Origin of the sequence: Xenorhabdus koppenhoeferi (assembly GCF_900116635.1) — a bacterium.
Classification (GTDB): Bacteria; Pseudomonadota; Gammaproteobacteria; order Enterobacterales; family Enterobacteriaceae; genus Xenorhabdus; species Xenorhabdus koppenhoeferi.
This window is the reverse complement of sequence record NZ_FPBJ01000008.1, coordinates 1-25317: the sequence shown is the minus strand read 5'-3', so window position 1 is coordinate 25317 and position 25317 is coordinate 1. Positions and strand designations below refer to the sequence as shown.

General features: G+C 42.1%; 25 protein-coding genes and 1 pseudogene. 9 read left to right on the top strand and 17 right to left on the bottom strand.

Translation table 11 applies throughout. The annotated features are described in order from the left end of the window. Positions 1 to 56: 56 nt before the first annotated feature. The 6 genes and pseudogenes from BM329_RS04150 to purM form a co-directional block, all read right to left on the bottom strand. The gene (locus BM329_RS04150) at positions 57 to 221 is read right to left on the bottom strand and encodes a YfgG family protein (RefSeq protein WP_092549347.1); all 165 of its coding nucleotides are present in this window, start codon (positions 219 to 221) and stop codon (positions 57 to 59) included. 12 nt (positions 222 to 233) lie between these two features. Next, positions 234 to 1766: an exopolyphosphatase gene (ppx, locus tag BM329_RS04145; protein WP_092549344.1), complete on the bottom strand. Its 1533-nt coding sequence runs from the start codon at positions 1764 to 1766 to the stop codon at positions 234 to 236. Positions 1767 to 1769: 3 nt separating this feature from the next. Then, on the bottom strand, positions 1770 to 3839 hold the full coding sequence (gene ppk1, locus BM329_RS04140; RefSeq protein ID WP_092549341.1) for a polyphosphate kinase 1: 2070 nt from the start codon (positions 3837 to 3839) through the stop codon (positions 1770 to 1772). A 49-nt stretch (positions 3840 to 3888) separates the two neighbouring features. Then, positions 3889 to 3996 (bottom strand): annotated as a pseudogene (locus BM329_RS14980) (spermidine acetyltransferase); the annotation flags it as partial. A gap of 126 nt (positions 3997 to 4122) precedes the next feature. Beyond that, entirely contained in the window at positions 4123 to 4761 is a 639-nt protein-coding gene (purN, locus tag BM329_RS04130; RefSeq protein WP_092549339.1) for a phosphoribosylglycinamide formyltransferase, read from the bottom strand. 97 nt (positions 4762 to 4858) lie between these two features. After that, on the bottom strand, positions 4859 to 5902 hold the full coding sequence (gene purM / locus BM329_RS04125) for a phosphoribosylformylglycinamidine cyclo-ligase (protein ID WP_092549336.1): 1044 nt from the start codon (positions 5900 to 5902) through the stop codon (positions 4859 to 4861). 227 nt (positions 5903 to 6129) lie between these two features. On the opposite strand from purM, the gene upp reads away from it, so the two are divergent. Together upp and hda are read left to right on the top strand one after the other, a co-directional pair. Continuing rightward, positions 6130 to 6756, top strand: a complete 627-nt coding sequence (gene upp, locus BM329_RS04120; RefSeq protein WP_092549333.1) for a uracil phosphoribosyltransferase — start codon at positions 6130 to 6132, stop codon at positions 6754 to 6756. Between the two features lie 229 nt (positions 6757 to 6985). Continuing rightward, positions 6986 to 7693 (top strand): DnaA inactivator Hda, encoded by a 708-nt coding sequence (hda, locus tag BM329_RS04115; protein ID WP_177216180.1) that lies wholly within the window; start codon positions 6986 to 6988, stop codon positions 7691 to 7693. A 108-nt stretch (positions 7694 to 7801) separates the two neighbouring features. On the opposite strand, the gene arsC is transcribed toward hda, so the two are convergent. The 4 genes from arsC to BM329_RS04095 form a co-directional block, all read right to left on the bottom strand. Continuing rightward, positions 7802 to 8158 carry an arsenate reductase (glutaredoxin) gene (arsC, locus tag BM329_RS04110; RefSeq protein ID WP_092549327.1) on the bottom strand — a complete coding sequence of 119 codons (357 nt, stop codon included), beginning with the start codon at positions 8156 to 8158 and terminating at the stop codon, positions 7802 to 7804. Positions 8159 to 8168: 10 nt separating this feature from the next. Further along, a complete protein-coding gene (gene bepA / locus BM329_RS04105) occupies positions 8169 to 9635 on the bottom strand; it encodes a beta-barrel assembly-enhancing protease (protein WP_092549324.1) in 1467 nt (488 codons plus the stop codon). A 168-nt stretch (positions 9636 to 9803) separates the two neighbouring features. After that, positions 9804 to 10277, bottom strand: coding sequence for a thioredoxin-dependent thiol peroxidase (bcp, locus tag BM329_RS04100; RefSeq protein WP_092549320.1), 474 nt, complete (start codon positions 10275 to 10277; stop codon positions 9804 to 9806). A 91-nt stretch (positions 10278 to 10368) separates the two neighbouring features. Then, on the bottom strand, positions 10369 to 10920 hold the full coding sequence (locus BM329_RS04095; RefSeq protein ID WP_092549317.1) for a glycine cleavage system transcriptional repressor: 552 nt from the start codon (positions 10918 to 10920) through the stop codon (positions 10369 to 10371). 246 nt (positions 10921 to 11166) lie between these two features. Here BM329_RS04095 and dapA point away from each other — a divergent pair, with 246 nt between their 5' ends. The 3 genes from dapA to purC all read left to right on the top strand — a co-directional run bounded on the left by dapA (position 11167) and on the right by purC (position 13938). Then, on the top strand, positions 11167 to 12066 hold the full coding sequence (dapA, locus tag BM329_RS04090; RefSeq protein ID WP_092549314.1) for a 4-hydroxy-tetrahydrodipicolinate synthase: 900 nt from the start codon (positions 11167 to 11169) through the stop codon (positions 12064 to 12066). 16 nt (positions 12067 to 12082) lie between these two features. Further along, positions 12083 to 13129 (top strand): outer membrane protein assembly factor BamC, encoded by a 1047-nt coding sequence (gene bamC, locus BM329_RS04085; protein WP_092549311.1) that lies wholly within the window; start codon positions 12083 to 12085, stop codon positions 13127 to 13129. A gap of 95 nt (positions 13130 to 13224) precedes the next feature. Next, positions 13225 to 13938 carry a phosphoribosylaminoimidazolesuccinocarboxamide synthase gene (purC, locus tag BM329_RS04080; RefSeq protein WP_092549308.1) on the top strand — a complete coding sequence of 238 codons (714 nt, stop codon included), beginning with the start codon at positions 13225 to 13227 and terminating at the stop codon, positions 13936 to 13938. Between the two features lie 95 nt (positions 13939 to 14033). On the opposite strand, the gene BM329_RS14650 is transcribed toward purC, so the two are convergent. Next, positions 14034 to 14387, bottom strand: a complete 354-nt coding sequence (locus BM329_RS14650; RefSeq protein WP_177216179.1) for a hypothetical protein — start codon at positions 14385 to 14387, stop codon at positions 14034 to 14036. A gap of 385 nt (positions 14388 to 14772) precedes the next feature. Here BM329_RS14650 and BM329_RS04070 point away from each other — a divergent pair, with 385 nt between their 5' ends. Next, the gene (locus BM329_RS04070; RefSeq protein WP_092549305.1) at positions 14773 to 15225 is read left to right on the top strand and encodes a DUF441 domain-containing protein; all 453 of its coding nucleotides are present in this window, start codon (positions 14773 to 14775) and stop codon (positions 15223 to 15225) included. Then, positions 15222 to 17387, top strand: coding sequence for a tRNA(Met) cytidine acetyltransferase TmcA (locus BM329_RS04065; protein WP_092549302.1), 2166 nt, complete (start codon positions 15222 to 15224; stop codon positions 17385 to 17387). The genes BM329_RS04070 and BM329_RS04065 overlap by 4 nt, the downstream gene beginning before the upstream one ends. On the opposite strand, the gene BM329_RS04060 is transcribed toward BM329_RS04065, so the two are convergent. From BM329_RS04060 to BM329_RS04040, 5 genes are all read right to left on the bottom strand, one after another. After that, positions 17332 to 17529, bottom strand: a complete 198-nt coding sequence (locus tag BM329_RS04060) for a YpfN family protein (protein WP_092549299.1) — start codon at positions 17527 to 17529, stop codon at positions 17332 to 17334. The two genes, BM329_RS04065 and BM329_RS04060, sit on opposite strands and share 56 nt — an antisense overlap. 178 nt (positions 17530 to 17707) lie before the next feature. Further along, positions 17708 to 18376 carry a M15 family metallopeptidase gene (locus tag BM329_RS04055; RefSeq protein ID WP_092549296.1) on the bottom strand — a complete coding sequence of 223 codons (669 nt, stop codon included), beginning with the start codon at positions 18374 to 18376 and terminating at the stop codon, positions 17708 to 17710. After that, positions 18373 to 19500: a succinyl-diaminopimelate desuccinylase gene (gene dapE, locus BM329_RS04050; protein WP_092549293.1), complete on the bottom strand. Its 1128-nt coding sequence runs from the start codon at positions 19498 to 19500 to the stop codon at positions 18373 to 18375. The genes BM329_RS04055 and dapE overlap by 4 nt, the downstream gene beginning before the upstream one ends. Positions 19501 to 19510: 10 nt before the next feature. Beyond that, positions 19511 to 19921: an ArsC family reductase gene (locus BM329_RS04045; protein WP_092549290.1), complete on the bottom strand. Its 411-nt coding sequence runs from the start codon at positions 19919 to 19921 to the stop codon at positions 19511 to 19513. Positions 19922 to 20249: 328 nt separating this feature from the next. Further along, entirely contained in the window at positions 20250 to 20885 is a 636-nt protein-coding gene (locus tag BM329_RS04040; RefSeq protein ID WP_092549287.1) for a response regulator, read from the bottom strand. 674 nt (positions 20886 to 21559) lie between these two features. Between BM329_RS04040 and maeB the strand changes: the two genes are divergently transcribed. Both maeB and BM329_RS04030 read left to right on the top strand, forming a co-directional pair. Beyond that, positions 21560 to 23839 (top strand): NADP-dependent oxaloacetate-decarboxylating malate dehydrogenase, encoded by a 2280-nt coding sequence (gene maeB / locus BM329_RS04035; RefSeq protein ID WP_092549284.1) that lies wholly within the window; start codon positions 21560 to 21562, stop codon positions 23837 to 23839. A 158-nt stretch (positions 23840 to 23997) separates the two neighbouring features. Continuing rightward, the gene (locus BM329_RS04030; RefSeq protein ID WP_092549281.1) at positions 23998 to 24915 is read left to right on the top strand and encodes a ChaN family lipoprotein; all 918 of its coding nucleotides are present in this window, start codon (positions 23998 to 24000) and stop codon (positions 24913 to 24915) included. Between the two features lie 93 nt (positions 24916 to 25008). On the opposite strand, the gene BM329_RS04025 is transcribed toward BM329_RS04030, so the two are convergent. Beyond that, on the bottom strand, positions 25009 to 25317 hold a 309-nt coding region (locus BM329_RS04025), incomplete at its 5' end, for an IS30 family transposase (RefSeq protein WP_143101206.1).

Below are 25317 nucleotides of genomic sequence, written 5' to 3'. Positions count from 1 at the left end.
CAATAACATAACCATAACATAATCTGGTATATTGCTCTTGAAAGCCCCTGTAACAACTATTCTGTTTTCGGGCTACTGAGTAGTTCCACCGATTGCTGTTGGGTTTGCTGGTGATGCTCTAAAGCTGCCATGAATGAATAGATAAAACGCCCAAATAAAATCAGAAAGCTGATAAGCAAGATCAATTTTGTAATTTGAACAGATTTCTTTTTCTTCTTCATAACGTGAGATCGTTAAGTCGATTCCTCTTTAATGTGTAAGTTCCAGCCAGTTACGTCACTCCAGTAATCCTGTTCTTTCTCCAGATCAAGTTGCACCAGAGCATTTTGCGTTAAATAATTTTTGGGCAGGTAGAGTGTCCAATGACTACGATCAGTCCCTAACCTTAGTATATATGGTGTTTTGGTAGATTGGCGTTGGTTATTCAATAATGTTGCCAGCCGCAATATCTTAAGTATAGGAAGATACTGCTTTTTCTTGAACAGATAGAAACGGGGATGCTCATGCACTTTCACTGCCTTGCGGTGATAGCGTACCAGTGTTGCCAGCAATGATTGTTGTTCTTGGTTGAATCCAGGCAGATCAGTATGTTGCAGTATATAAGCGGAATGGCGTTGTAACCCGCTGAGATTAATGCTTAAACCGACTTCGTGTAGCATGGCTGCCCACAATAGAATAGATTCCAGTTGTGGTTGCACCCGTTTAGGGTTTTGTCCTGCCCATTGCTCATAAAGATTTTTGGCGGTACTCCAAACCCGGTCGGCTTGTTCACGATCGATATTATAGTGTTCAGCAAGACTTTTGGCGGTTCTTTGGCGAATATCCTGATGACGGAATCGATCTTCCATCTCGTAAAGTACACCTTCCCTTAAAGCACCTTGAGACAGGTGTAATTCCTCAATATGCAGGGCATCGAAAATACCACACAAGATTGAAAGGCCGGGAACAAAAGTCTGCTTGCGGTCATCAGAAATTCCCGGCAGATCCAGCGCCTTGAAATTTTTATATTTCAGGGCTCGTTTCACCAGCATATTGAGTCGTTCTGGCGTGATCAGGCCATCTTTCTCGCCCAATTCCACTAATAGCTCATGGACAGCTTTAATTGTTCCCGATGTGCCCAAAGCAAAATCCCAGCCTTTTGTGCGAAATTGCCAGACAAGATTTTCTAGCTTTTGTGCTGCCTGAAGGCGTGCTTTACGGAAATTATGTTCATTGATCACATTATCAGGAAAGAATTGGCGGGCAAAACTGACACAACCCATGCGGCGACTTTCGATTAAGAGTGGCTCGAAATCTTCACCGATAACCAGTTCCGTAGAGCCACCACCAATATCAATCACTAATTTCCGGCCTTTTTCCGGTTGGGTGTGTTCAACACCCATAAAAATCAGGCGGGCTTCTTCATGGCCTGAGATGATTTCAATCGGGTAGGGGATAACTTCTTTTGCACGTTTTAAAAATTCTTGTGCGTTGGTGGCTTCGCGTAAGCTATGGGTTCCGACCAGACAAACATTATCAGCAGAAAACCCTTGTAATCGTTCCGAAAATAGGGAAAGACAAGCTAAGCCACGGTTTATGGCTTCTTCGCTTAATTCGTTTTTATTGTTTAAACTATCCGCAAGGAAAACCCGTTTTTTTAAACGTCCAATAACCTGTAGTGCACCGTTAACGATACGGGCGATTACCATATGAAAACTATTAGAACCCAGATCAATAGTGGCAATTTCTTGAGGTTTTGGCATAGGAGTGTCGTGTTTAAACAGCATAAATCAGGCTCTTGGTTCCGGTTGTTCACGATTTTTCAGATAATCATAAATCGCAATTTGAGCGCGGATTTTACGCTTATTTCCCCGTGGAACATAGCGATTGCTCAATTCTTTATCGATATAGCGTGCTTTGACGGTATCATTGAACTGCAATTCAAGGATATCCATAACTTGTTGTTTTAACATAGGATCAAGCAGGCAAACCGCAACTTCAATACGGTAATCGATATTACGGGTCATCCAGTCAGCCGATGAAAGGAAGATGTTTTCATCGCCTTTATTAGTGAAAACGTAAACTCGATCGTGTTCCAGAAACCGATCCACAATGCTGGTGACGTGGATGTTTTCACTAAAACCTGATTGATTCGGAATCAGAGAGCACATACCCCGCACCAGAATACGAACTTTGACGCCAGCTTCTGAGGCATCATAAAGTCTATCTATCAACTCTTTGTCAACAAGGTTATTGATTTTTAAAGTAATACCGGCCACTTCTCCTGCTTGTGCATTTTCGATTTCCTGGGTAATCAATCGATTGAGCATGGCCCGTGAATTTTGGGGTGATACCATTAAATTTTCAAATGTGACCGGGCGATAAGGGTTTTCAATAAAGTTAAATACCCGGCGCACTTCATTGGTGATTTCGGGCTTTGCGGTCAACAGAGAATAATCGGTATATAAACGCGCAGTTTTTTCATTGAAATTTCCCGTGCCGATATGGGCGTAATGGATAATTTTGTCCCCGGCAAGACGGGAAATAATGAATAGCTTAGCGTGAATTTTCAGGCCGGGAGCAGAAAAAATAACATGCACGCCCGCTTCGGTTAATCGCTTCGCCCAATGGATATTGGCTTCTTCATCAAAACGTGCCTGTAATTCCACCACAACGGTGACTTTCTTACCGTTATGCGCTGCATGGATCATGGAGTCAATAATGCGTGAGTCTTTTGCAACGCGATAAATATTAATCTTGATAGAGATTACACTGGGGTCGAAAGAGGCCTGACGTAGCAATTCCAGCACATGTTCGAAAGTGTGGTAAGGGTAATAAAGCAGGACATCCTTCTCCCGTATGGCATCAAAACCGTTACGGAAATGATCAAACCAACTATGGCGCAATCGTGGCATGGGTTTGTTCAGGAGATTCCGGTTCCCTTCATTGGGGAATTTGATGAAGTCTCTAAAATTATGATAGCGGCCACCTGCAATCACCGAGTCATCATTCGATAGTCCCAGTTTACTGCGCAGAAGCTCTACCATTTCATCAGGCATATCACGTTGATAGACAAACCGCACCGGCTCTGCCGTCAGTCTTTGTTTCAGTGTGGAAGACATCAGTTCCAGCAGACTGGACTCCATTTCTGTTGCCAGATCGTATTCGGCATCACGGGTCATTTTCATGGAGTAAACGTTTAAAGCATCGTAATCAAAGAATCCTTTGAAAATTTCATCCAGTGTATAACGCAAAATATTATCAAGTAATATCATTGACTTGCGTCTGCGAGGCATTTCTGGTGGCAAATTGACGAAACGAGGGACTTTATCCGATGGGATCTCCAGTAAAGCATATTGCGTTTCTTGCCCACGGATAATTTCAACGGCCAAATAGGTATAGTCATCCTTCAAAAACTCAACCAGATTGGTTTCTGAATTAATGACAATTGGCGTAATATGCGGTCGCAAATGTTGGCGAAAATATTGCCGTAACCAGATTTGTTGGTTCGGGGATATTTGCCGTTCATTAATCAGAAAAATTTGATTACGGGCCATTTCCAGCAGCAGATCGTTATAGAGATCATCAAATTCCTGATCAGTTTTGGCGACTTTGGCCTGAATTTTTCTCAATAGCTGGCGGGCGCTGGTCGCTGAACCCTGTTCTTCACTGATGAGAATGCGCCGTTTTACATCGACAAAGCGAACCTTGTAAAACTCATCCAGGTTATTGGAGTAGATCCCTAAAAATCTCATTCTTTCAATCAGCGGGTTACTTTTGTCAGCCGCTTCCTGAAGTACACGTTCGTTGAAAGAGAGCCAACTGAGTTCTTTTTCGGTATAGAGACGATCGTGGGACATTACTACTCCGTTTGGTTTTCCATTCAATTTGATGGGCCAGCACGCTGGTCTAGAATTCACGGGTCTTATTGGCAAAATAATAGTGTTGGAAAGTACACATCCGAATGGCCGTATGATAGGAGCCGTGCACAAAAAATTCATCGATTAATTCACCTTCCCGAGATGACAACTTACAGCAAGGTATAATCCTAATACAATGTTACCTTAACACAATATACCCGTCGTCTTTCAAGTTGCAGCCAGTAAAACCACAACTTGAAAGAGGAAAGGAGTAAGCTCTGGATTATTCTGATGCGTAACCTTGCGGCGGTAGAACATATCCATCCATTACGACTGTATTTCCTTTCAGCGTCAAACGCTCATCCAGAAACCAGCGAATAACCAAAGGATAGAAATTATGTTCTTGGATTTGGACTCGCTCGACAATATCTTCCTCTATGTCATCCTCAAAAATAGGCACTTTGGCTTGTAAAATAATAGGGCCACCATCTAACTCTTCAGTAACAAAATGAATGGAAGTACCATGTTCCCTATCACCATTTTCGATGGCTTTTTGATGGGTGTGCAGACCGGGATACTTTGGTAACAGGGATGGATGGATATTAAGCAAGCGACCATGATAGTGCTGTACGAAATCAGGGGATAGAATTCTCATATAACCCGCCAGAACCACTAAATCTGGTTGATATTGATCAATAGCCTTGAGTAAGGCGAGATCATGGCTTGTACGATCTATGTATGCTTTAGGATTGATAAAGTTGGTGGGAATATTTGCCTGTTCAGCACGTTGCAGCCCATAAGCATCCGCATTATTACTGAAAACTGCTGCAATATGCCCATTAATCCGGTTTTGCTGACAAGCATCAATGATAGATTGCAGATTGGTACCATTGCCAGATATTAGAACGACAATTCTTTTCATGGATTATCTTCGTTGAAGGAATTCATTTACCGACATACCCTTCATGTTTCAAGTTGCAGTTGGTAAAACTGCAACTTGAATTTATCGGGCATAAAACTTATTCATTGATAACGACAGGTTGCTCATCAGCGTTGAGTTCGGCAATTGTACCAATCTGCCATGCATTTTCTCCCGCTGCTTTCAAATATGAAATGGCCGATTCCGCTTGTGATTGAGGCAGAGCGATTATCATACCTACCCCACAGTTAAATGTGCGATACATTTCGTGAGTGCTAACATTGCCAGCTTGTTGCAACCATGTAAAGACTGCTGGCCACTCCCAGCTCGCAGAATTGATCCTTGCCTGCGTATTTTCTGGCAAAACGCGAGGAATATTTTCCCAGAAACCACCACCTGTGAGATGTACAATGGCATGCACTTCAACTTTTTCAATTAATTCCAGAATGGATTTGACATAAATTTGAGTAGGAACAAGCAGATGATCAGCGAGAGATTTTCCTTCAAGTTCGGTCGTTTCAGGGGTTGTCTGGCTTACTTCGAGAATTTTGCGGATCAGGGAATAACCATTGGAGTGTGGCCCACTGGATGCCAGAGCAATCAGTGCATCACCAGCTTGAACCTGACTGCCATCAATAATTTCTGATTTTTCAACGACACCGACACAAAAGCCAGCAACGTCATAATCTTCACCATGATACATACCCGGCATTTCCGCCGTTTCACCTCCGACCAGCGCACAACCTGCTTGTTTGCAGCCTTCCGCTATTCCCGTGATGACACTGGTGGCAGTATCAACATCCAGTTTGCCCGTGGCATAGTAATCAAGGAAGAAAAGTGGTTCAGCTCCTTGGACAATCAGGTCATTGACACACATGGCAACCAAATCAATCCCGATGGTGTCATGGCGTTTCAGATCTATGGCCAGACGCAGCTTAGTGCCAACACCATCTGTACCGGAAACCAACACAGGTTCACGATATTTTTGAGGCAGCGCACATAACGCGCCGAAACCACCCAATCCCCCCATCACTTCAGGGCGGCGGGTCTGCTTGACGACACTTTTGATACGATTGACTAAGGTATTACCAGCATCAATATCGACACCAGCATCTTTATAGCTAAGAGAGGTTTTGTTGGTCACTACGTAGCTCCCAGGCGGTTGCACTTGAATGAATAAAATAGAACAGAAATAATTCTAACAGTCTAAGCAAACGTTTGCGATAGCTTTATATGGGTTTTCTGTAAGATAAAAATTGCAGGAAAATATTTATGATTGATAAAAATTAATAGATTGGTAGTGGCTAGATACTAAAAAGGAGGTATAATCCCGCGATTTTTTTATCTGCCGGCTTATATTAGGAGAAACTCATGAAGATCGTTGAGGTTAGACATCCACTGGTTAAACATAAACTTGGTCTGATGCGGGATCATGATATAAGCACCAAACGCTTTCGTGAATTGGCCTCAGAAGTGGGGAGTCTTCTGACATATGAAGCAACTGCTGATTTAGAAATTGAAAAAGTGACTATTGAAGGGTGGTGTGGTCCGGTAGAGATAGACCAGATTAAAGGGAAGAAAATTACGGTAGTACCTATCCTGCGTGCCGGATTGGGCATGATGGACGGTGTACTGGAAAATATTCCAAGTGCGCGGATTAGTGTCGTTGGTGTATATCGTGATGAAGAGACACTGGAACCTGTACCTTACTTCCAAAAATTGGTTTCTGATATTAGTGAACGTATGGCATTGATTGTTGATCCAATGTTAGCGACAGGCGGTTCCATAATTGCCACCATTGATCTTTTGAAGAAAGCAGAGTGTCCTGTGATTAAGGTGTTGGTTTTGGTTGCGGCTCCAGAAGGTATTGCTGCACTAGAAAAAGCACATCCTGATGTCGAATTGTATACTGCTTCGATTGATGAACGACTTAATGAGCATGGATATATTGTTCCTGGTTTGGGAGATGCAGGCGACAAACTATTTGGTACTAAATAATATTCTGAACCGACTGAAAAATCGGCTTTTTTTGTTTCCAGTAAAATAATATATACCCAATAAATTTCAGATAGCAGCCAACAAAGAGGAAGTATATTAATAATTAGATGGTGAATGGATGGGGGGATGGACATTGGCAATAACCTCTCGTTTTAAGTAAAGCATTCGTTTCATTTATAGAGACTTTTTGTGGTAGACTTAGCTTTGTTCGTTATCCATTCTGTTTGAGGTGCTTCTGAATACACCGTCGCAGCTTTCGTTACCATTATATTTGCCCGATGATGAAACTTTTGCCAGTTTCTTTGCTGGTGAGAATATCTCCTTATTAGCTGCAATAAAATTGGCCATTAGTCAGTCACATGGCAGTTATATCTATTTTTGGTCCCGTGATGGTGGGGGCAAGAGCCATTTGCTTCATGCAGCCTGTACTGAATTATCCCGGCAGGAAGAAGCTGTGGGATATGTACCGCTGGATAAACGTGCCTATTTTGTTCCTGAAGTCCTTGATGGTATGGAACATTTATCATTGGTGTGCATTGATAATATTGAATGTATTGCTGGTGATCAGGAATGGGAGATGGCTATTTTCAATCTGTATAACCGCATCGTCGAAATTGGGCAAACTTGTCTGTTGATTACTGGTGATCGCCCTCCACGGCAGATTAACCTAACATTACCAGATCTGGCATCTCGTCTGGATTGGGGTCAGATTTATAAATTACAGCCTTTGTCTGATGATGAAAAAATGCAGGCATTGCAGTTGCGGGCAAAATTACGGGGTTTTGAATTACCTGAAGATGTCGGGCGTTTTGTGTTGAAGCGGCTTGATAGGGAAATGCAAACGCTGTTTAAAACGTTGGATGAGCTTGATCGTGCATCTATCGTAGCGCAACGCAAACTGACTATCCCGTTTGTGAAAGATATCCTTGAGCTTTGACTTAATAAGTTAAACATAAAACGGAGTCGGATAAAAAAGTGATAGAGAATATGTCCTATCACTTTTTTGTTTAGTTTTTATAGAAAAATGAATTTTTATCAAAAAAGATCAATCCAGAATTTCTTTAACTTGCTCTGGCGGGCGGCCTAAACGCGCTTTATCACCTGCAACAACAATCGGACGTTCTATTAATTTTGGATTTTCAGCCATTGCCTTGAGTAACGCTTCTTGGGATAGCGTTTTATCGCCAAGATTTAATTCCTTGTAGAGATCTTCTTTGGTTCTCATCAATTGCCGGACATCTTTGAAACCAAGTTGTTTCAAAAGTAAAGTAAGCTGTTCTACTGTTGGTGGGGTATCAAGATAGTGAATGATTTCAGGTACAATGCCGAGATCTTCAACTAGTTTGAGTGTCTCACGGCTCTTTGAGCAGCAGGGATTGTGGTAAAAAATAATTTGTTGCATGTAAAAAACCTCATTTCTTATATTGGCTATAACTTTCTTGTAGTTGGCGTAATTGATCAATACGGGCATCATACCGTTCTTGATCATAACTCCCCAATTTTGCTAACGCACTGGCCTTACCGAGGTATTCAATAGCCATGTCAAATTTACCTTGCAGTGCCAGGGTTTCAGCATAGGCAGCCAATTTTTCAGCCTGTTTACCTTGTTTTTCGGCAACGTCTATCAATAATGACCAGCCATTGAAATCATTGGGATTATTGAACGTATAACGAAACAGGAGTTGTGATGCCTGCGGGTACTGTTTGGCCTGAAAGTAAGCATTTGCAAGATTGATTTGCAGCACCGGATTGTTTTTTTGTTTCTTAAGGGCATCCTGCAAGCGATTAATCGCGCTGGTATATTGCTTTTTTTCGATATCGATATCCGTCATGGTATCAATAAACCAATTATTATTCGGCTGTTTATCCAATAATGGTGATAATACTGTTCCGGCTTCAGTAAATTTTTTATCTTGGGAAAGCAAAATAGCTCGTCCATAGGCAGCAGCAATCTGTTCTTTGGCAGTGCCTTGGCTATATTTATTCAATAATTGCTCAATATAGGGGCGCTGTTCTGTTGAATACATTGTCAGAATGCGGACGCGAGCGAGCAGAAAATACTGAGACTCAGGGACAGACTTAGTTGGATATTGATTTGCACGGTTACGTGCGTCAGCTAAACGGCTGTCAGGTAATGGATGAGTATATAGTATCTCAGGTAGCTTTGAGCTGTAGCGGGATTGATCTGCCAGAATTTGCATAAAGTCAGGCATACCATTCGGATCAAATCCTGCCTGGCTGAGAGTTCGCATTCCAATACGGTCGGCTTCTTGTTCATTTGATTGAGTAAAACTGATCATACCTTGCTGGAAACCTGCAAGTGTGCCGCTGAGTGCCGCCATCCCTGCTTGTGGATTGGCCATCATAAGCAGGATAGCGCCAAGAGTTCCGGCCCAGGCAAAGGGGCTTTTGCGCTGCTGCTCTTCCATTAAACGGGCTAAATGCCGTTGCGTCACATGAGAAATTTCATGGGCCATGACAGATGCTAGTTCACTCTCATTGCTGCTATAGCGCAGTAGTGCTGAGTGGAGCACTACATTACCGCCGAAAAAAGCGTAAGCGTTAATATTGGGATTGTTGATCAGATAGAAGTGGAAAGGGGTTTTTACTGAATCGGCGTGGCTGACTAATTTTTGACCCAGTTTGTTAATATATTGAGTCAATAAAGGATCATAAATCAGTGGTGCCTGAGCACGTATCAAACGTATATACAAATCACCCATTACCATTTCTTGGTTGATACTGAGGGTTGCCCCAGCCGTGGTACCGATATCGGGCAGTGAATCTTCAGTTGGTGCGGAGAAAACTGAAGTATTTCCCGATAGTAACAGGCTGATAAATAAGGCTATCAGGGTTTTTTGCGGCGTGTTTTTTTTCATAAGGCGATTCTCATAAAATTATCCTCGTAAAACAAAGCGCTCTAATTAGCTATTTGCCATTCCAGAGATAATATTAGCTTTTCAAGAACGTCTCAGGCGGAATTGAATTTCACTCCCTCAGTTACATTGGATTGCGGGAGTGAATTATGTCATCTGATTATTACTGGTTTACGATAAGTGTTGTTTCAGGTAGTCGAGTACAACCTGGTGATGGGTACTGGTTTTGAATGTATCAAAAGTGTGTTCAATATCGCCTTGTGGATTAATCAAGAAACTGATGCGGTGAATTCCGTCATAGGTTTTCCCCATAAACTGTTTCTTTCCCCAAACGCCAAATTGTTCTGCAACTTTATGTTCAACGTCAGAAAGCAATGTGAAATTCAGCCGCTCTTTTTCTGCAAAGCGGGATAGTCTTTCAGATGCATCTATACTTATGCCCAGCACTTCAACATTGAGACTCTTCAGTTCATTCATCGTATCACGCAAACCGCACGCCTGAACGGTGCAGCCTGGTGTCATTGCTTTAGGGTAAAAATAAACTAAAACCCGTTGACCTTTGAAATCAGATAAATTGATGGTTTCTCCATCTTGATCAGGAAGGCTGAATTGAGGGGCCTTATCACCGGCTTTCAATGGACTCATTACGCATTCTCCGTTTGATCGTTTTGATTTGAATGATTTTGTACGCTAATACTACTATACACTTCGTCTTTCAAACTATTTAAATGAATTTCTATGATTCTAAATGGTTTTGTACATTAATGCTGCCCTGCGCATTTAGTTCTGCACACAGATGGTGAAAGGTTTCTTTAAATCTTGTACCGTTATCATCCAATGGATGATGGCCCGTAATTTGAATTTGCAGGCGGGCTGGTTTTTTTCCTTCGGTGGGATGAGTTTTTGATACCAGCTCAGCAATATTAAGATTCTGAGTTGTGAACAGGCTGGTAAAACGTTCAACAATTCCTGGAAAATCATCAACATCAACTTTAACAGTAATCGTTGAAGGAAATTTTTTCTGAACACCACACCGGGTCCGTTTCATCACAATGAGTAACTCAAGTTCTGCGCCTTTCTGTGGCAAAATAGATTCGATCAGCGTAATTGAATTCCAGCTACCGGATAGCAACATAATAAAGGTAAATTCTTCGCCAAACATTGCTAAACGGCTATCTTCAATATTACAGCCGCATGTACTGACAAGGCGGGTAATGGTATTGACAATGCCGGGACGATCTGTACCGAGAGCAGTGATCACTAAAAAGTGTTGTTCTGATGTTGGCAAAGCGATTTTCCTTTAATTGTATTAGGTGCTTGCTGTGTATATGTTCTGTTTAAACATAAAAAATGATCAAGAGAAGGTCAATCGTATTTGTCTTGAGAACACGATTATAATTTTTGTTTAATCGGCTACACTTGGTATTAACAAAATTCATCGAAATCGCGTGTCTAAAGAGTTTTCTTCTGTATAACAAGAAAGTACCATGAACCTCTCATGTGCGGTTTAAGGCTTAATTAAGAGGAAATGGCAATGGTGAGCGAACATTCTGGTTTTACAGGCAGTATAGTTGCATTGATAACGCCAATGGATTCCGCTGGTCAGATCGATAAAGGCAGTTTGAAAAAATTGGTTGATTATCATATCGCCAATGGTACATCTGCGATTGTGTCTGTTGGAACAACAGGCGAATGTGCAACACTTAGCCATGATGAACATGTTGATGTCGTACTGGCAACACTGGAAATGGCCGATGGGCGCATTCCTGTGATTGCGGGTACAGGGGCGAATGCCACGGCTGAAGCTATTTCTCTGACTAACCGTTTCGAAAACACGGGCGTTGTGGGTTGCCTGACAGTGACACCTTACTATAATAGACCATCACAGGAAGGATTATATCTACACTATAAAGCGATAGCTGAGAATACTGACTTACCACAAATTCTGTATAATGTGCCATCTCGTACTGGATGTGATTTACTGCCGCCGACGGTCGCTCGCCTGGCGAAATTAAGAAATATTGTTGCAATTAAGGAAGCGACGGGGAACTTAAGTCGTGTTAGTCAGATCCAAGAATTGGTTAATGATGAAAATTTCATTTTGCTAAGTGGTGATGATCCAACTTTTGTCGATTTCATGCAGCTTGGCGGCAAAGGGGTTATTTCTGTGACGGCGAATGTTGCAGCAGCGGAAATGGCACAGATGTGTGAATTGGCTGGGCAGGGCGAATTTTTGAAGGCTCGTAGCTTGAACAGCCGATTGATGGAATTGCATCATAAATTATTTGTTGAACCTAGCCCGACGCCAGTCAAGTGGGCTTGCCGTCAACTGGGATTGATTGCCGATGACACACTGCGTCTGCCAATGATTCCGCTGACGCAAGAAGGGCAAATTCCAGTTGGCAATGCCTTGAAAGTGACTGGATTACTGTAAAATTTAGGGAATTTTAATGGCAACATTATTGCAAAAATCGAAGGTCATGAAGATTGCTGGCCTGTCATTGGTGGTTTTTTTGGCAGCTTGCTCCAGCGATCAGAGCTATAAACGTCAGGTAAGCGGAGATGAATCCTATCTTGAAACCCCTCCCCTTAAAATATTGAGCATCCCTGAGGGAATGACTTTACCGTTACAAAACGGTGAATATGATATTCCATCAGCGACTTCAACAGGCGCAGTGGGTAAAGAATTGGATATTCGTCCACCCTTGCAGGCTCTTGCGTTATTGACCGGCTCCCGTGTTGAGAATAGCGCACAAAGCAGTAAATTGTTGCTTGAAAATACCTCGGAATACAGCAAGTTGTGGTCACAGGTAAATGATTTGTTGGTGAAGAAAAATTATCAGATCAGTCAAAAAGATGATGCAGCCAGAACATTGACGACTGATTGGATCACATGGCAACGTTCGGATGAAAATATTCCTTATCAAGGGCGTTATCACATTTCGGTTGCTGAACAAAATTACCAAACAACGTTGTCTGTTTCGAATGATGGATTGAAACAGGGTGAAAAAAATATCACAGATCCGGCAGAAATCCAGCGTTACAATGTCTTGATGCTTAATGAATTAGCTGATGGTTTAAGTCAGAAACAAGAGGAAGCCAGTCAGAATAATGCCAAAGATTCTGGCGCGTTAACCGTACAAAGTGGCAGTGATAACACAGGATTAGCACAAATTATTGTTCGTGCGCCATACAACTTAGTCTGGAACAGATTGCCATATGCGTTGGAAAGCGTAGGAATGCAAGTAACGGATCGTACTCGCTCGACAGGTTCGATAGCCGTGACTTACAAAGGACGTAGTTCTTCGGATTGGAAAGCGTTGGGAGTAGAAGAACCCTCCATCAGCGAAGGTAGTTACAAATTACAGGTAGGTGATTTGGATAACCGAAGCAGCCTGCAATTTATCAGCGAGAAAGGTAAACCGCTGACCCAGTCTGAAAATGATCAAATGGTGGCTATGCTGGAAGCCGCATTTAGCAAATCCACAAACAAGTAATATATAAAGGGGCCTAAGGCCCCTTTATATATTGAGTTAAATTTTTTGTTTGATTTTTTTACGTTTAAAGATGTCACACATTTCTGGAGTATAAAATGCAGAAAAAAGCTGAGTTGTATCGTGGAAAGGCAAAAACGGTGTACGCCACTGATAACCCTGACCTGCTTGTACTGGAATTCCGTAATGATACATCAGCATTGGATGGTGAACGCATTGAACAGTTTGATCGCAAGGGGATGGTGAATAATAAATTCAACCATTTCATCATGAGCAAACTGGAAGAAGCGGGCATCCCGACGCAAATGGAACAGCTATTGTCAGATAATGAATCTTTGGTGAAAAAACTCGATATGATACCCGTAGAGTGTGTTATTCGTAACCGTGCTGCGGGTTCCCTCGTGAAGCGATTGGGCATTGAAGAGGGCATAGTGCTTAATCCACCCCTGTTTGATCTGTTCCTGAAAAATGATGCCAAGCATGACCCAATGGTTAATGAATCTTATTGCGAAACATTCGGTTGGGTTAGCAAAGCGCATCTGTCTGAGATGAAACGCCTCAGTTATAAAGCCAATGACGTATTGAGTAAATTGTTTGATGATGCTGGTTTAATTTTGGTGGATTTCAAATTGGAATTTGGTCTGTTCAAAGGTCAGGTCGTATTGGGAGATGAATTTTCACCGGATGGCAGCCGCTTATGGGATAAGCAGACAATGGACAAAATGGACAAAGATCGTTTCCGACAGAGCCTTGGTGGTTTAATTGAAGCCTATGAGGAAGTCGCACACCGCATTGGTGTTATTTTGGACTAATAACGCAAACGATTACTTAAAATTTATTGCGTAAAATAAAAGGATGCCCTGAGTTATACAGGGCATCTTGCGGTTATTTGCTGGTTTGGTGAACATTAGAACAGGTATTTAATTTTTTGCTTCCAGCCTTTTTGCTGCATGCAATTGTAATAGTATTGGTTTCTGGAATCTCGATTCACATCAATAACGTAGCTTTCAGTGACAGGAACGCTCTGATTGTAATAACAATCTTTTTCGTACTTGACACCATTCACACAGGATTGTCGCACTGTCTGGAGCACTGATTTTTGTGCAACCTCATTTTTTACAGGAAATAGTCTTGATGAGACATCGTTACATATTTGGTTTGCTTCATTGAAAGGTGTCGGGTTACCTGTTGCGGGTACCCATTGGGTGGTGCAGGCCGTTAATGGAACACAGATCATGATGGAGAATATTAGTTTTCTCATATTGATTATACGAACGCATCCTGTTTGCAAGGCATTTCTTACAACCTTTCCGCATTCACCTTGGTAATTGTATTGATATTTATCAGTAAAGCATGATTAATTCGATTTTTTACTGATGTTATGAGTAAATTATTCCTGCTGTGATATTTCTATTATCAAGAGTCAAGATTATATCATGCTCAGGTTTTGTAATTATTTATCATTGTTACTATTTAAAGCAAGGATATTAAAAAACACGAATTGCTACATGATTAACCCATTTGATTCTATTTTCATCCATTTATGATTCTTCACCATGTCAGAATCTATGTTGTCTGCAGTACTGGTGTAGTGAAGACATCAAATTTTGTCTTGTAAGACTTATTTTGTAGGAAATTAAAAATCCATGAGCCATATTGATCCGACGTTACTTATTTTACTCGTGCTGGCAGGGCTTGGTATTATCAGCCATAACATGACTGTCACTTTCGCCATGCTATTTTTGCTGGTGGTTCGCATCACACCATTAAATCAGTTTTTTCCCTGGGTGGAAAAGTATGGCTTGACGATAGGCATCCTGATTCTGACCATCGGAGTCATGGCTCCTATTGCAAGTGGAAAAATCTCTGCACAAGAAGTTTTTAGTTCCTTCCTGAATTGGAAATCCCTGCTCGCTATTGCTGTTGGTGTAATTGTGTCATGGCTGGGAAGCCGTGGCGTAGCTTTAATGTCCAGTCAACCGTCCACAGTGGCGGGGTTATTGGTCGGCACAATATTGGGTGTGGCTCTATTTAGGGGAGTTCCCGTTGGCCCACTGATTGCTGCCGGTATTTTATCAATGTTGATTGGTAGGTCATGATTGTGTTGGAAAATGTGCTGGATAGTGAATGGGCAGGGTTGCAAGCACAGATGCAACAACAGGGTCATCGCCGTTTAGTCGTATTGAGTGGTGATCTTCAATGGAGTGAATCGATGGTTACTCATCTGAAAAAACAGTTTCATGGGGATTGGCTAACGGTTTCATCTTATATCCCTGAGGCTATTGAACCGAGAAAAGCTGTCAGTTTGCTGGGGCGTGAATTTGTGCATGGTATTTTTGATGCGACTCGTGGTTTTAATGCTGAGGCGTTGGCAATACTGGCTGGTGCCCTGAAAGCAGGGAGTTGGTTGGTTATGCGTATACCCCCTTGGTTACAGTGGACTGAACAACCGGACGAAGATAGCTCGCGCTGGAATGAGTCGGGCGGGATTATTCCGACACCTCATTTTATTCGTCATATTCAGCGGCAGATCCTCGCATTTCCTAATGTCTTATTATGGCGACAGGAAATTCCTTTCAGGGCGCAGCCCTTGCCTCAGGCTCAGTTGTGGCAGATGCCTGACGGGAATCCAACAGTTAGTCAGCAAGCTATTTTGGATGAACTGTCACAGGTTTCACGAGGTGTTTGGGTTATTACTGCTCCGAGAGGGCGTGGAAAATCCGCATTGGCGGGAATGTTGGTGCGGCATTGGCATGGTCAATGCTGGTTATGTGCGCCTGCAAAAATTACCACAGAGGTGATCCTGCATTACTCTGGGCTTTCAGAACAGGGTTCTTCAGAGCAAGAAACGCCATTTTGGTCGGTAGATAATTTACTGAAATATTGCCGATTGAAAAAAAATGGTAAGGAAAATAAAAATAACGTTGACTGGTTACTGATTGATGAAGCTGCGGCGATCCCAATACCACAGCTGTCTGAATTGATACGATATTTTCCACGGGTACTGCTGACTTCAACAGTTCAGGGCTATGAAGGTACGGGGCGGGGCTTTTTGTTGAAACTTTGTGCTGAATTACCTGAATGCCAAATTCGGGAATTGAAAACACCAATGCGTTGGGCTGAAAACGATCCACTGGAAACTTGGCTGGACAGCGCCCTATTATTCGATGATAAAAAGCTCTTTGATAATAAGTTGTGGTTTGATGAACAATCCGCATATTTCAATTTTGAAAAAGTACTGAATTTTTATCCCATTAAACAACCCATGTGGTCAGAACAACCGACATTATTGCGCCAATTTTATGGATTATTAACCAGTGCACATTACCGTACATCCCCCCTCGATTTGCGTCGATTGCTGGATGGTAACGGAATGACATTTCTTGCTGCCAGGTCTTGTTTCCCTGCGGATAAGCAACAATTGATCGGGGCGCTGTGGATGATAAATGAAGGTGGTTTATCTCCATCATTGGCACATGAGATATGGGCAGGGCGCCGCCGTCCAAGGGGAAATCTGGTGGCTCAATCCTTGGCAGCACATGGTGGTTTTCCACTTGCTGCCACACTGAAATCACAGCGGGTTAGCCGAATCGCAGTGCAAGCACAGTATCGCCGCCGCGGGATTGCCCAACATTTGATAACCCAACAATGTCAGGAAGCCAATAAGCATCGGTTGGATTTTCTTTCTGTCAGTTTTGGCTATACCGATGAACTTTTAGCCTTTTGGCAAAAATGTGGTTTTCAGTTGGTGAGAATGGGAACACATCGGGAAGCAAGCAGCGGTTGCTATTCCGCGATGGCTATCTTGCCGTTGAGTGCACAAGGGCATCAGCTTGCTCAATCTGCACAGCAACAATTATCCCGCGATGCCCAGAGATTGGGGATGTTGCTTGGGTTTTCCCTACCCATTAAGTATGATGATGACGAACAACTCAATGCGCGTGATTGGCAGGAGTTATCCGGGTTTGCATTTGCTCACCGCCCCTTGTCCGCCTCTTATTTTGCACTACAGCGGCTATTGCTGATGAGCAATTTGGCATTGCCTGCTTTGCGAAAATATCTTCAACAGCGGATAGATATTGAACAGTGCGCACGTGATTTATCGTTGAGTGGGCGTAAGGCGTTATTGAAACATTGGAGAGCCGAAGTGGCCCACGCATTGGCAAGCATAGATAGAATACTTGCCAATCAGTGGAAAAATTGGGTTATTTCTTACGATCCTGTTGAGGCCAATCGTCCTCATCATCCCATTGAGCATTAAGATCCCGATGTGGAGGTAAGTCTGGTTTATTATCTAAAAAATGTTTTTGATCGACACGACTTAATGCTTTTACCGCATTAATAACAATACCGATCAGAACCAACAGAACAATCCACCAATAATCTTTTATCAACCAATGCATGGTATTTTCCTCAGAATGTTAAGAGTCTCCTCCATAAGGCTCTTAGTGTTTATACCCGTCGTCTTTCAAGTTGCAGCTTTGTTAGCCGCGCTCACTCATCCCAGTCACAGAGTTAGCTATGCCCCTGCTTGCCGTCGCGCTGCATCTTGAAATCCATTGGGTATAGCTGACCATTACCCTAACCTACAACTCTGATGTATCTTTCAAATATATAGGATAGATTGATTTTTAACCAATCAATGCCGGCAATATCACGATCTTGCCAAGCACTTAGTAGCACTTGTTCATTGAATAAATTTTCGGCTTTATGAGATGTAGGCCAATAACTGATATGCCACGGTTCATAAGCTACACCAGCATCGTGTCGGGTAAATGGACGATAGAAATCATAATGAGACATGTTTTCTGTTAGCCAATTAGTCAATGGCTCAAAATACCCTCCATTTTCATATTCCCACGGTTCCAGTAGCAGTTTTTTACCCTGCGGTAGCAAAAATGGATCATATATATCCAGTTCGGTGCCCCAATGATGGCGGCTTGCTCCTGGCAGGGCAGACCAGCGGAGAATGGCTTCACTCACTTTACTTTCACTCATTTTTGAGATGTCAAGCGGTTGGCTATTATCATCCAGAACTGGACGCTGACCGCGAAACTTCTCATTCCAGATAGTTTGCTGGCGTGTAAAATCACGAAACGAGCTGGCGGGTTGTAACTTAAAGCCTGCTTTGGTGGCATCTTTCTGCATGGCAAGAAATGCTTTGGTGGCATTGAACTGTAAACGATGGCTACCCGCAAGTGTTACCAGATGATCTGTGGACAGGCCAGTTAACATTTCAGGTGTCATCATTTTATCAATTGTTCCATGATGCGTTGATAAATAAGGCTTAATCTTTGTAAGTCAGACACGTTGACGCACTCATTGACTTTATGGATTGTGGCATTAATTGGCCCTAATTCTACGATTTGGGCACCCATCTTGGCAATAAAACGCCCATCTGATGTACCGCCACTGGTTGATAGCTCTGGCTGATATTCACAAAAATGCTGGATGGACTCAACCGTCGCGTCAACAAGTACACCTTCACAGGTCAGGAAAGGTTCGCCTGATAGCCACCAATCAAGTTCATATTTCAGGTTATGCTTTTTCAGCATATCTTCAACCTGCTGCTTGATCTCGGTATCTGTCAATTCAGTGCTAAAACGGAAATTAAATTGAATCCATAATTTACCCGGAATCACATTATTGCTGCCGGTTCCCGCTTGAATATTGGCGATTTGCATACTTGTTGCAGGGAAGAATTCATTTCCGTTGTCCCATTTGGTATTGACCAGCTCTTGTAGAAAAGACAGAGAATGGTGGATAGGATTATCTGCCAGTTGAGGGTAGGCAACATGTCCTTGGGTTCCCAAAATAGTCAGACTGGCGGTTAACGAACCTCGTCGCCCATTTTTGATAATATCGCCAAGACGCTGTTGGCTGGAAGGTTCGCCTACCAAACAATAATCCAGACGCTCATAGCGTGACATCAAGGTTTCAATGACTTTGACTGTTCCGTTTACCGCTTTCGCCTCTTCATCTGATGTGATCAAAAAAGCAAGGCGGCCTTGATGATCCGGGTTTTCCATTACAAAACGTTCAGCGGCTACAACCATTGCAGCCAAGGAGCCTTTCATGTCAGCTGTACCACGACCATACAGCATTCCGTCGCGGATAGCGGGTTCAAAAGGAGGTGTTTGCCACTGTGAAATATCACCAGCAGGAACCACATCGGTATGTCCAGCAAGGGCAAACGTTATTCCCGTTCCACGATAAGCCCAAAAATTCAGGGTATCCCCGAAAGGCATTCGTTCTATTGTGAAGCCGATATTTTGCAAACGCTGAATAATAAGCTCCTGACAGCCTTGATCATCGGGGCTAACGGAAGGACGCTTGATTAACTGTTGAGCAAGATCAATGACTGGACAAATCATGATGGAGTCCTTATCTATTCATGCGAAAGTATTGTTGATATTGTTCGGCCTTGAAGCCGAGCAAATACTTTTCTGCTGATTCCTCTGCTGTTGTTTCCTCTGTGGTTGAGACTAAGAGAGGACGTTTTATTATTGCAGGTTTTTCCAACATGAGTACTTTAGCAGCCTCCGCATTATTGATGGCTGCTTTTTGTTCATCAGACAACTGACGCCAAGTTGTACCTCGGGTATTCAAAAGGGATTCCCAACCTATGTGCTCAATAAATGATTGAAGTAACTCAGAAGATAAACCATCAACACGATAGTCATGAAATTGATAAGGGATCTCTTGGTCTTCTAACCAGTGACGTGCTTTTTTTATGGTATCGCAATTTTTGATACCGTAGAGAATGAATGCTTTATGGGGAATAGTATCTGACATGGTGAGATCCTTGATCTTATTTTACATACTCAACATAATGCGTGAAATTTGGCAGTTTATCCAGATAACACGTATCTGTGCACGCTTTGCCGTTTTTTCTTCTGATCCTTATGTGATACCACAAGCGGTGGATAACCATAAAAAATGGTAGAGCAGAGATAAATAAATCCCATTGGAAATAATAAATTAAATAAATAGTGTATTAATTTACTATATTTGAAATTAATTTATTGTAAATTAATTTGTAATTTTTCATAATCCACAATTTCCCCATCGGAAGAATTTAGGGAAATTGTGTTGCAACTGAGAAGATTAAGAAATAACTCAGTTAGATCAATACTGTTTTTCTATGTTTTAGATAGATGATAGTGGCTTCTAGACGGGAGCGGGATTTAAGTTTTTTCAATAGGTTACGTGTGTGGACTTTCACGGTCTCTTCTGAAATAAAAAGGAAGTCAGCTATTTCTTTATTTGTCATGCCTTCTGAAATTTCTTTTAAGACATCCAATTCACGTTTGGTTAATTTTGATAACGGATCAATATAGAGATGGCGAGTGGATAAATATTGATGGACTTTCTCACTGAACACAGACTGGCCATCTATGGCTTTTTTTATGTTGCTCAACAGAGGGTCAAGTTCAATATCCTTTAATAAATAACCATTTGCACCTGCGTCAACTGCATCATAAATATCACTGCGATTATCTGAATCAGAAAGTACCAGAATATAGGTGCTTAGCCCTTTTCGGCGAAGAGATTTAATCGTATCAACTCCAGAAATGCCATGAATATTCAGATCTATCAAAATAATGTCAGGCTTTATTTGGCAAGCGATATTAATCGCATCTTCACCATTGTCAGTTTCGGCAGTCACAATAAGTTCTCGTTCTAATTCAATCAAACCTTTTAGCCCGTGACGAATGATAGGATGATCATCGACTATCATGACTGAATGATTATGCATGTTCTTTCTCCCATATAGAAATGCAGATTTTATGTTTTATAAAACATAAAAGACAGGATTCTGCTTTATGTTAAATTGCTGTGTGATTTTTATAGAGTATATTGAATCATAGCTAATGAGATTCTGAAAATATATCCTGATATAAAAATAGAAATATCGCAAACAGGTTTATCCATATAGATGAAATAAAATTCACATTCATAAGAAAATGCGTTTCCTTAATTGCTAATAATTTTCTAAATAAATTTCAGGAATATTTTATAGATTAAATTTTGTTTTTGTAAGCTTATTTTAAATGCTAATTTAAAAATACTTCTTTAATTAATTTATCAGGTTATTAATTGATAAATTAATAACTCTAATTGGGTATCTTTGGGATAATATCTATACACAATGGATTTTAAATTGTATCGCGACGGCAAGAGAGCAAATCCCCGGGAGCATAGATAACTATGTGACCGGGGTGACCGGGGTGAGCGAGTGCAGCCAACAAAGAGGCAGTTTGAAAGACGAAGTGTATATAATATTGGTTAACATAAAATCATGCCTTGATTATTTTTTATCCTTTGTTTTTGGTGGTTATGAACAAAATGCTGTTAACATCATGATTTAACTTTCTATAACTATTATACTGGGCAAATTTTTACCTCGACAGACGCGTAAAGGATCAGATGATGGACGAAAAATTAAAACAAAGTGCTCTTGATTTTCACGAATTTCCACAGCCAGGAAAAATCACAATTACCCCGACTAAGCCACTGACAACACAACGTGATCTGGCACTGGCATATTCTCCGGGAGTGGCGGCTCCTTGCCTTGAGATAGTAACAGATCCTTTGGCGGCCTATAAATATACTGCCCGTGGCAACCTTGTTGCAGTGATCTCCAACGGCAGTGCGGTCTTGGGGCTGGGTAATATCGGTGCGTTGGCTGGTAAACCTGTTATGGAAGGTAAGGGCGTTCTGTTCAAAAAATTCTCGGGCATTGATGTTTTTGATATTGAAGTGGATGAGTCCAACCCAGATAAATTGGTTGATATCATTGCTGCATTGGAACCGACTTTTGGCGGTATCAACCTTGAAGATATCAAAGCACCGGAATGTTTCTACATTGAACAGAAGCTTCGTGAGCGCATGAAAATTCCTGTATTCCATGATGATCAGCACGGTACAGCCATTATCTGTACTGCCGCAGTTTTAAATGGATTACGGGTCGTTGAGAAAGACATCAGCAATGTGCGTATGGTTGTATCGGGTGCCGGAGCGGCTTCGATTGCCTGTATGAACCTGCTGGTGGCACTGGGTCTGAAACGTGAAAATATTGTCGTCTGTGACTCGAAAGGGGTTATCTATCGTGGCCGCGAAGAAAATATGGAAAAGACCAAAGCGGATTATGCTATTGAAGACAACGGCAGCCGTACATTAACGGATGTGATCCCGGATGCTGATATTTTCCTCGGTTGTTCAGGGCCGGGTGTGCTGACACAGGACATGGTAAAGACTATGGCAAAAGCGCCCCTTATCATGGCATTAGCCAACCCAGAACCAGAAATACTACCTCCACTGGCAAAAGCAGTGCGTCCTGACGCGATTATTTGTACTGGTCGTTCTGATTTTCCTAATCAGGTAAATAATGTTCTGTGTTTTCCATTTATTTTCCGCGGAGCACTGGATGTTGGTGCAACGGCCATTAATGAAGAAATGAAGCTTGCCTGTGTTCGCGCCATCGCAGATTTGGCGCTGGCTGAACAAAGTCAGGAAGTGGCTTCCGCTTATGGTGATCAAGATCTATTCTTTGGCCCTGAATATATCATTCCCAAACCGTTTGATCCTCGCCTGATTGTAAAAATTGCGCCTGCTGTGGCGAAGGCTGCAATGGAATCAGGCGTTGCAACACGACCGATTACTGATTTCAGTGCGTATATTGAGAAACTCAATGAGTTTGTCTATAAAACCAACTTGTTCATGAAACCCATTTTCTCCCAAGCGAAAAAAGAGAAAAAACGTATTGTGTTGGCAGAAGGAGAAGACATTCGTGTACTGCACGCTACACAGGAACTTGTTTCTCTTGGATTGGCATTCCCTATCCTGATTGGCCGTCCTAGCGTTATTGATATGCGGATCAAGAAGCAGGGCCTGCATATTGAAGCCGGTAAAGATTTTGAAGTAGTCAACAACGAAAATGACCCGCGTTTCAAAGAATATTGGCAAGAATATTATCAAATGATGAAGCGTTGCGGTGTTTCTCAAGAACAGGCGCGTCGTGCCGTGATTGGCAATCCAACGCTGATCGGGGCCATCATGGTACATCGTGGTGAAGCAGATGGCCTGATCTGTGGCACTGTTGGCAGCTATAGTGAGCATTACCAAGTTGTGAAAGATGTTTTTGGTTTCCGTCAGGGAGTACATACTGCGGGTGCCATGAATGCCCTGATGTTGCCAATGGGGAATACTTTTATTGCTGATACTTATGTCAATGAAGACCCAAGCCCGGAAGAATTGGCGGAAATAACGCTCATGGCAGCTGAAACAGTTCGTCGTTTCGGTATTGAACCTAAAGTGGCTCTATTGTCACGCTCAAGTTTCGGTTCTTCAGAGTGTGATTCAGCACAAAAAATGCGTAAGACATTGGAATTAGTTCAGCAAGTGGCTCCGTCACTTGAAATTGATGGTGAAATGCACGGGGATGCAGCGTTGGTGGAAAGTATCCGCCGTGACATCATGCCGGACAGTCCTCTGAAAGGCTCTGCAAATTTATTGATTATGCCAAGTATGGAAGCGGCTCGTATCAGCTATAACTTGCTGCGGGTTACTAGCTCGGATGGGGTAACCGTTGGGCCAGTTTTGATGGGGGTATCGAAGCCTGTCCATATTCTGACACCGATTGCTTCTGTGCGTCGTATCGTGAATATGGTGGCATTGGCTGCTGTTGAAGCACAAACCAATCCTCTATAAATAATATGTGTGACTGTCCTGACTTCAGCAATGAGATCGGGAACAGAGTAATGAGTAAGCTACCTTGTTAAGTCACTGCTTAATAGGGTAGCTTTATTTGTAAATAATTCTCATTATCTATAATATGCGGGCAATTTTTCTTTTTATAATGAATAAATATGAAAACATCTACCCGTATAAAATCAACTTTTTTAGCCTGTTCTCTCCTGTTTGGTACTGGTGTACTCGGCGGCTGTGCCGTAACTCTTAATGGTGCTGAAAGTACCTCTAAAACGTCATTTCAAATTCTCCCTGATGAGTTAATGCAACCCGGCGCAGTGCTTGATATGAAAACAGGGAAGGCTATCACTCCTGATGAGTTGCTTGAACAATTGGCTGGCTACTCTCGCATTGTTGTTGGTGAGAAACACGACAATCCCTACCATCACCAAATCGAGTTATGGCTGGTTCAGCAACTTGATCAAAAACGCCCCCACGGTTCCGTATTACTCGAAATGATTAACCCGAATCAGCAAGAAAAAGTGAATAAAGTCAAGAATTGGCTGCAAGGTAACCCGATTGTCAGGAATGAACGCGTTGAAAAACTATTGGCATGGCAGCAGGGCTGGCCGTGGGCGTGGTACGGAAATTTGGTTATGGAGCTGATGAAAGCACCTTATCCGCTGTTAGCTGCAAATCTGGATCGCAGTGAAATTGATCAGGCATATAAAAGCCATAAAGCGGGTAATAGAACAACATTAGTCTCTGATGAAGCTAAAAGACTCATTGAAATAACGATTAAAAATTCCCACGGTGAAGAGATTGATGAGCAACATCTTTCCGCTATGTCTCAGATCCAGCAAATGCGTGATCAACGTATGGCCGAACAGTTGGTTAAAGCACCATCACCGGCTGTATTATTTGCGGGTGGATATCACGCGGCAAAAGCGATGGGCGTTCCCCAGCATGTGAAAGAAATAGCACCAAATGAAAAAATGGTTGTATTCATGATTGCTGAAGAAGGCATCGTCTTGAACAATGAATATGCTGATTTTATCTGGTTTACGCCAAAAAAGAGTGAAAATATAATCAAATAATAGTAGTTATCACAAGGAAGTGAATAACTAATAAATAAAAATAGTTTTCATTTATATATACAATTGATTATCATTCATATTTGGATTCACATATTAAGCGCAACACCGTAATGGACGAAGTAAATGAGTGGGTATTCCTTTAAATAACTCATTCGGTGTTTTGTAATCTCGTGTTTTACGAGGGCGATTATTTAATCGGTTTGCCACAAGGTTAATCTCCCGCTCTGATACCTTATTAAAATCAGTTCCTTTTGGGAAGTAATCTCGGATTAATCCATTCGTGTTCTCATTTATCCCTCTTTCCCAGGGGGAATACGGGTGAGCAAAATAAATTTTTGTCTCTAAATTTTTACTGATCAGTTCGTGTTCGGCAAATTCGAGGCCGTTATCAAAGGTCATTGT

Coding starts and splice junctions, on each gene's coding strand:
- ppx (WP_092549344.1), bottom strand. CDS start 1,766: ATGCTGTTTAAACACGACACTCCTATGCCAAAACCTCAAGAAATTGCC.
- purN (WP_092549339.1), bottom strand. CDS start 4,761: ATGAAAAGAATTGTCGTTCTAATATCTGGCAATGGTACCAATCTGCAA.
- dapE (WP_092549293.1), bottom strand. CDS start 19,500: ATGATTTGTCCAGTCATTGATCTTGCTCAACAGTTAATCAAGCGTCCT.
- BM329_RS14650 (WP_177216179.1), bottom strand. CDS start 14,387: ATGAGAAAACTAATATTCTCCATCATGATCTGTGTTCCATTAACGGCC.
- BM329_RS04070 (WP_092549305.1), top strand. CDS start 14,773: ATGAGCCATATTGATCCGACGTTACTTATTTTACTCGTGCTGGCAGGG.
- ppk1 (WP_092549341.1), bottom strand. CDS start 3,839: ATGTCCCACGATCGTCTCTATACCGAAAAAGAACTCAGTTGGCTCTCT.
- BM329_RS04045 (WP_092549290.1), bottom strand. CDS start 19,921: ATGTCAGATACTATTCCCCATAAAGCATTCATTCTCTACGGTATCAAA.
- BM329_RS04065 (WP_092549302.1), top strand. CDS start 15,222: ATGATTGTGTTGGAAAATGTGCTGGATAGTGAATGGGCAGGGTTGCAA.
- BM329_RS04040 (WP_092549287.1), bottom strand. CDS start 20,885: ATGCATAATCATTCAGTCATGATAGTCGATGATCATCCTATCATTCGT.
- bcp (WP_092549320.1), bottom strand. CDS start 10,277: ATGAGTCCATTGAAAGCCGGTGATAAGGCCCCTCAATTCAGCCTTCCT.
- arsC (WP_092549327.1), bottom strand. CDS start 8,158: ATGCAACAAATTATTTTTTACCACAATCCCTGCTGCTCAAAGAGCCGT.
- maeB (WP_092549284.1), top strand. CDS start 21,560: ATGGACGAAAAATTAAAACAAAGTGCTCTTGATTTTCACGAATTTCCA.
- purC (WP_092549308.1), top strand. CDS start 13,225: ATGCAGAAAAAAGCTGAGTTGTATCGTGGAAAGGCAAAAACGGTGTAC.
- bamC (WP_092549311.1), top strand. CDS start 12,083: ATGGCAACATTATTGCAAAAATCGAAGGTCATGAAGATTGCTGGCCTG.
- upp (WP_092549333.1), top strand. CDS start 6,130: ATGAAGATCGTTGAGGTTAGACATCCACTGGTTAAACATAAACTTGGT.
- BM329_RS04030 (WP_092549281.1), top strand. CDS start 23,998: ATGAAAACATCTACCCGTATAAAATCAACTTTTTTAGCCTGTTCTCTC.
- BM329_RS04150 (WP_092549347.1), bottom strand. CDS start 221: ATGAAGAAGAAAAAGAAATCTGTTCAAATTACAAAATTGATCTTGCTT.
- BM329_RS04055 (WP_092549296.1), bottom strand. CDS start 18,376: ATGATGACACCTGAAATGTTAACTGGCCTGTCCACAGATCATCTGGTA.
- dapA (WP_092549314.1), top strand. CDS start 11,167: ATGGTGAGCGAACATTCTGGTTTTACAGGCAGTATAGTTGCATTGATA.
- BM329_RS04060 (WP_092549299.1), bottom strand. CDS start 17,529: ATGCATTGGTTGATAAAAGATTATTGGTGGATTGTTCTGTTGGTTCTG.
- bepA (WP_092549324.1), bottom strand. CDS start 9,635: ATGAAAAAAAACACGCCGCAAAAAACCCTGATAGCCTTATTTATCAGC.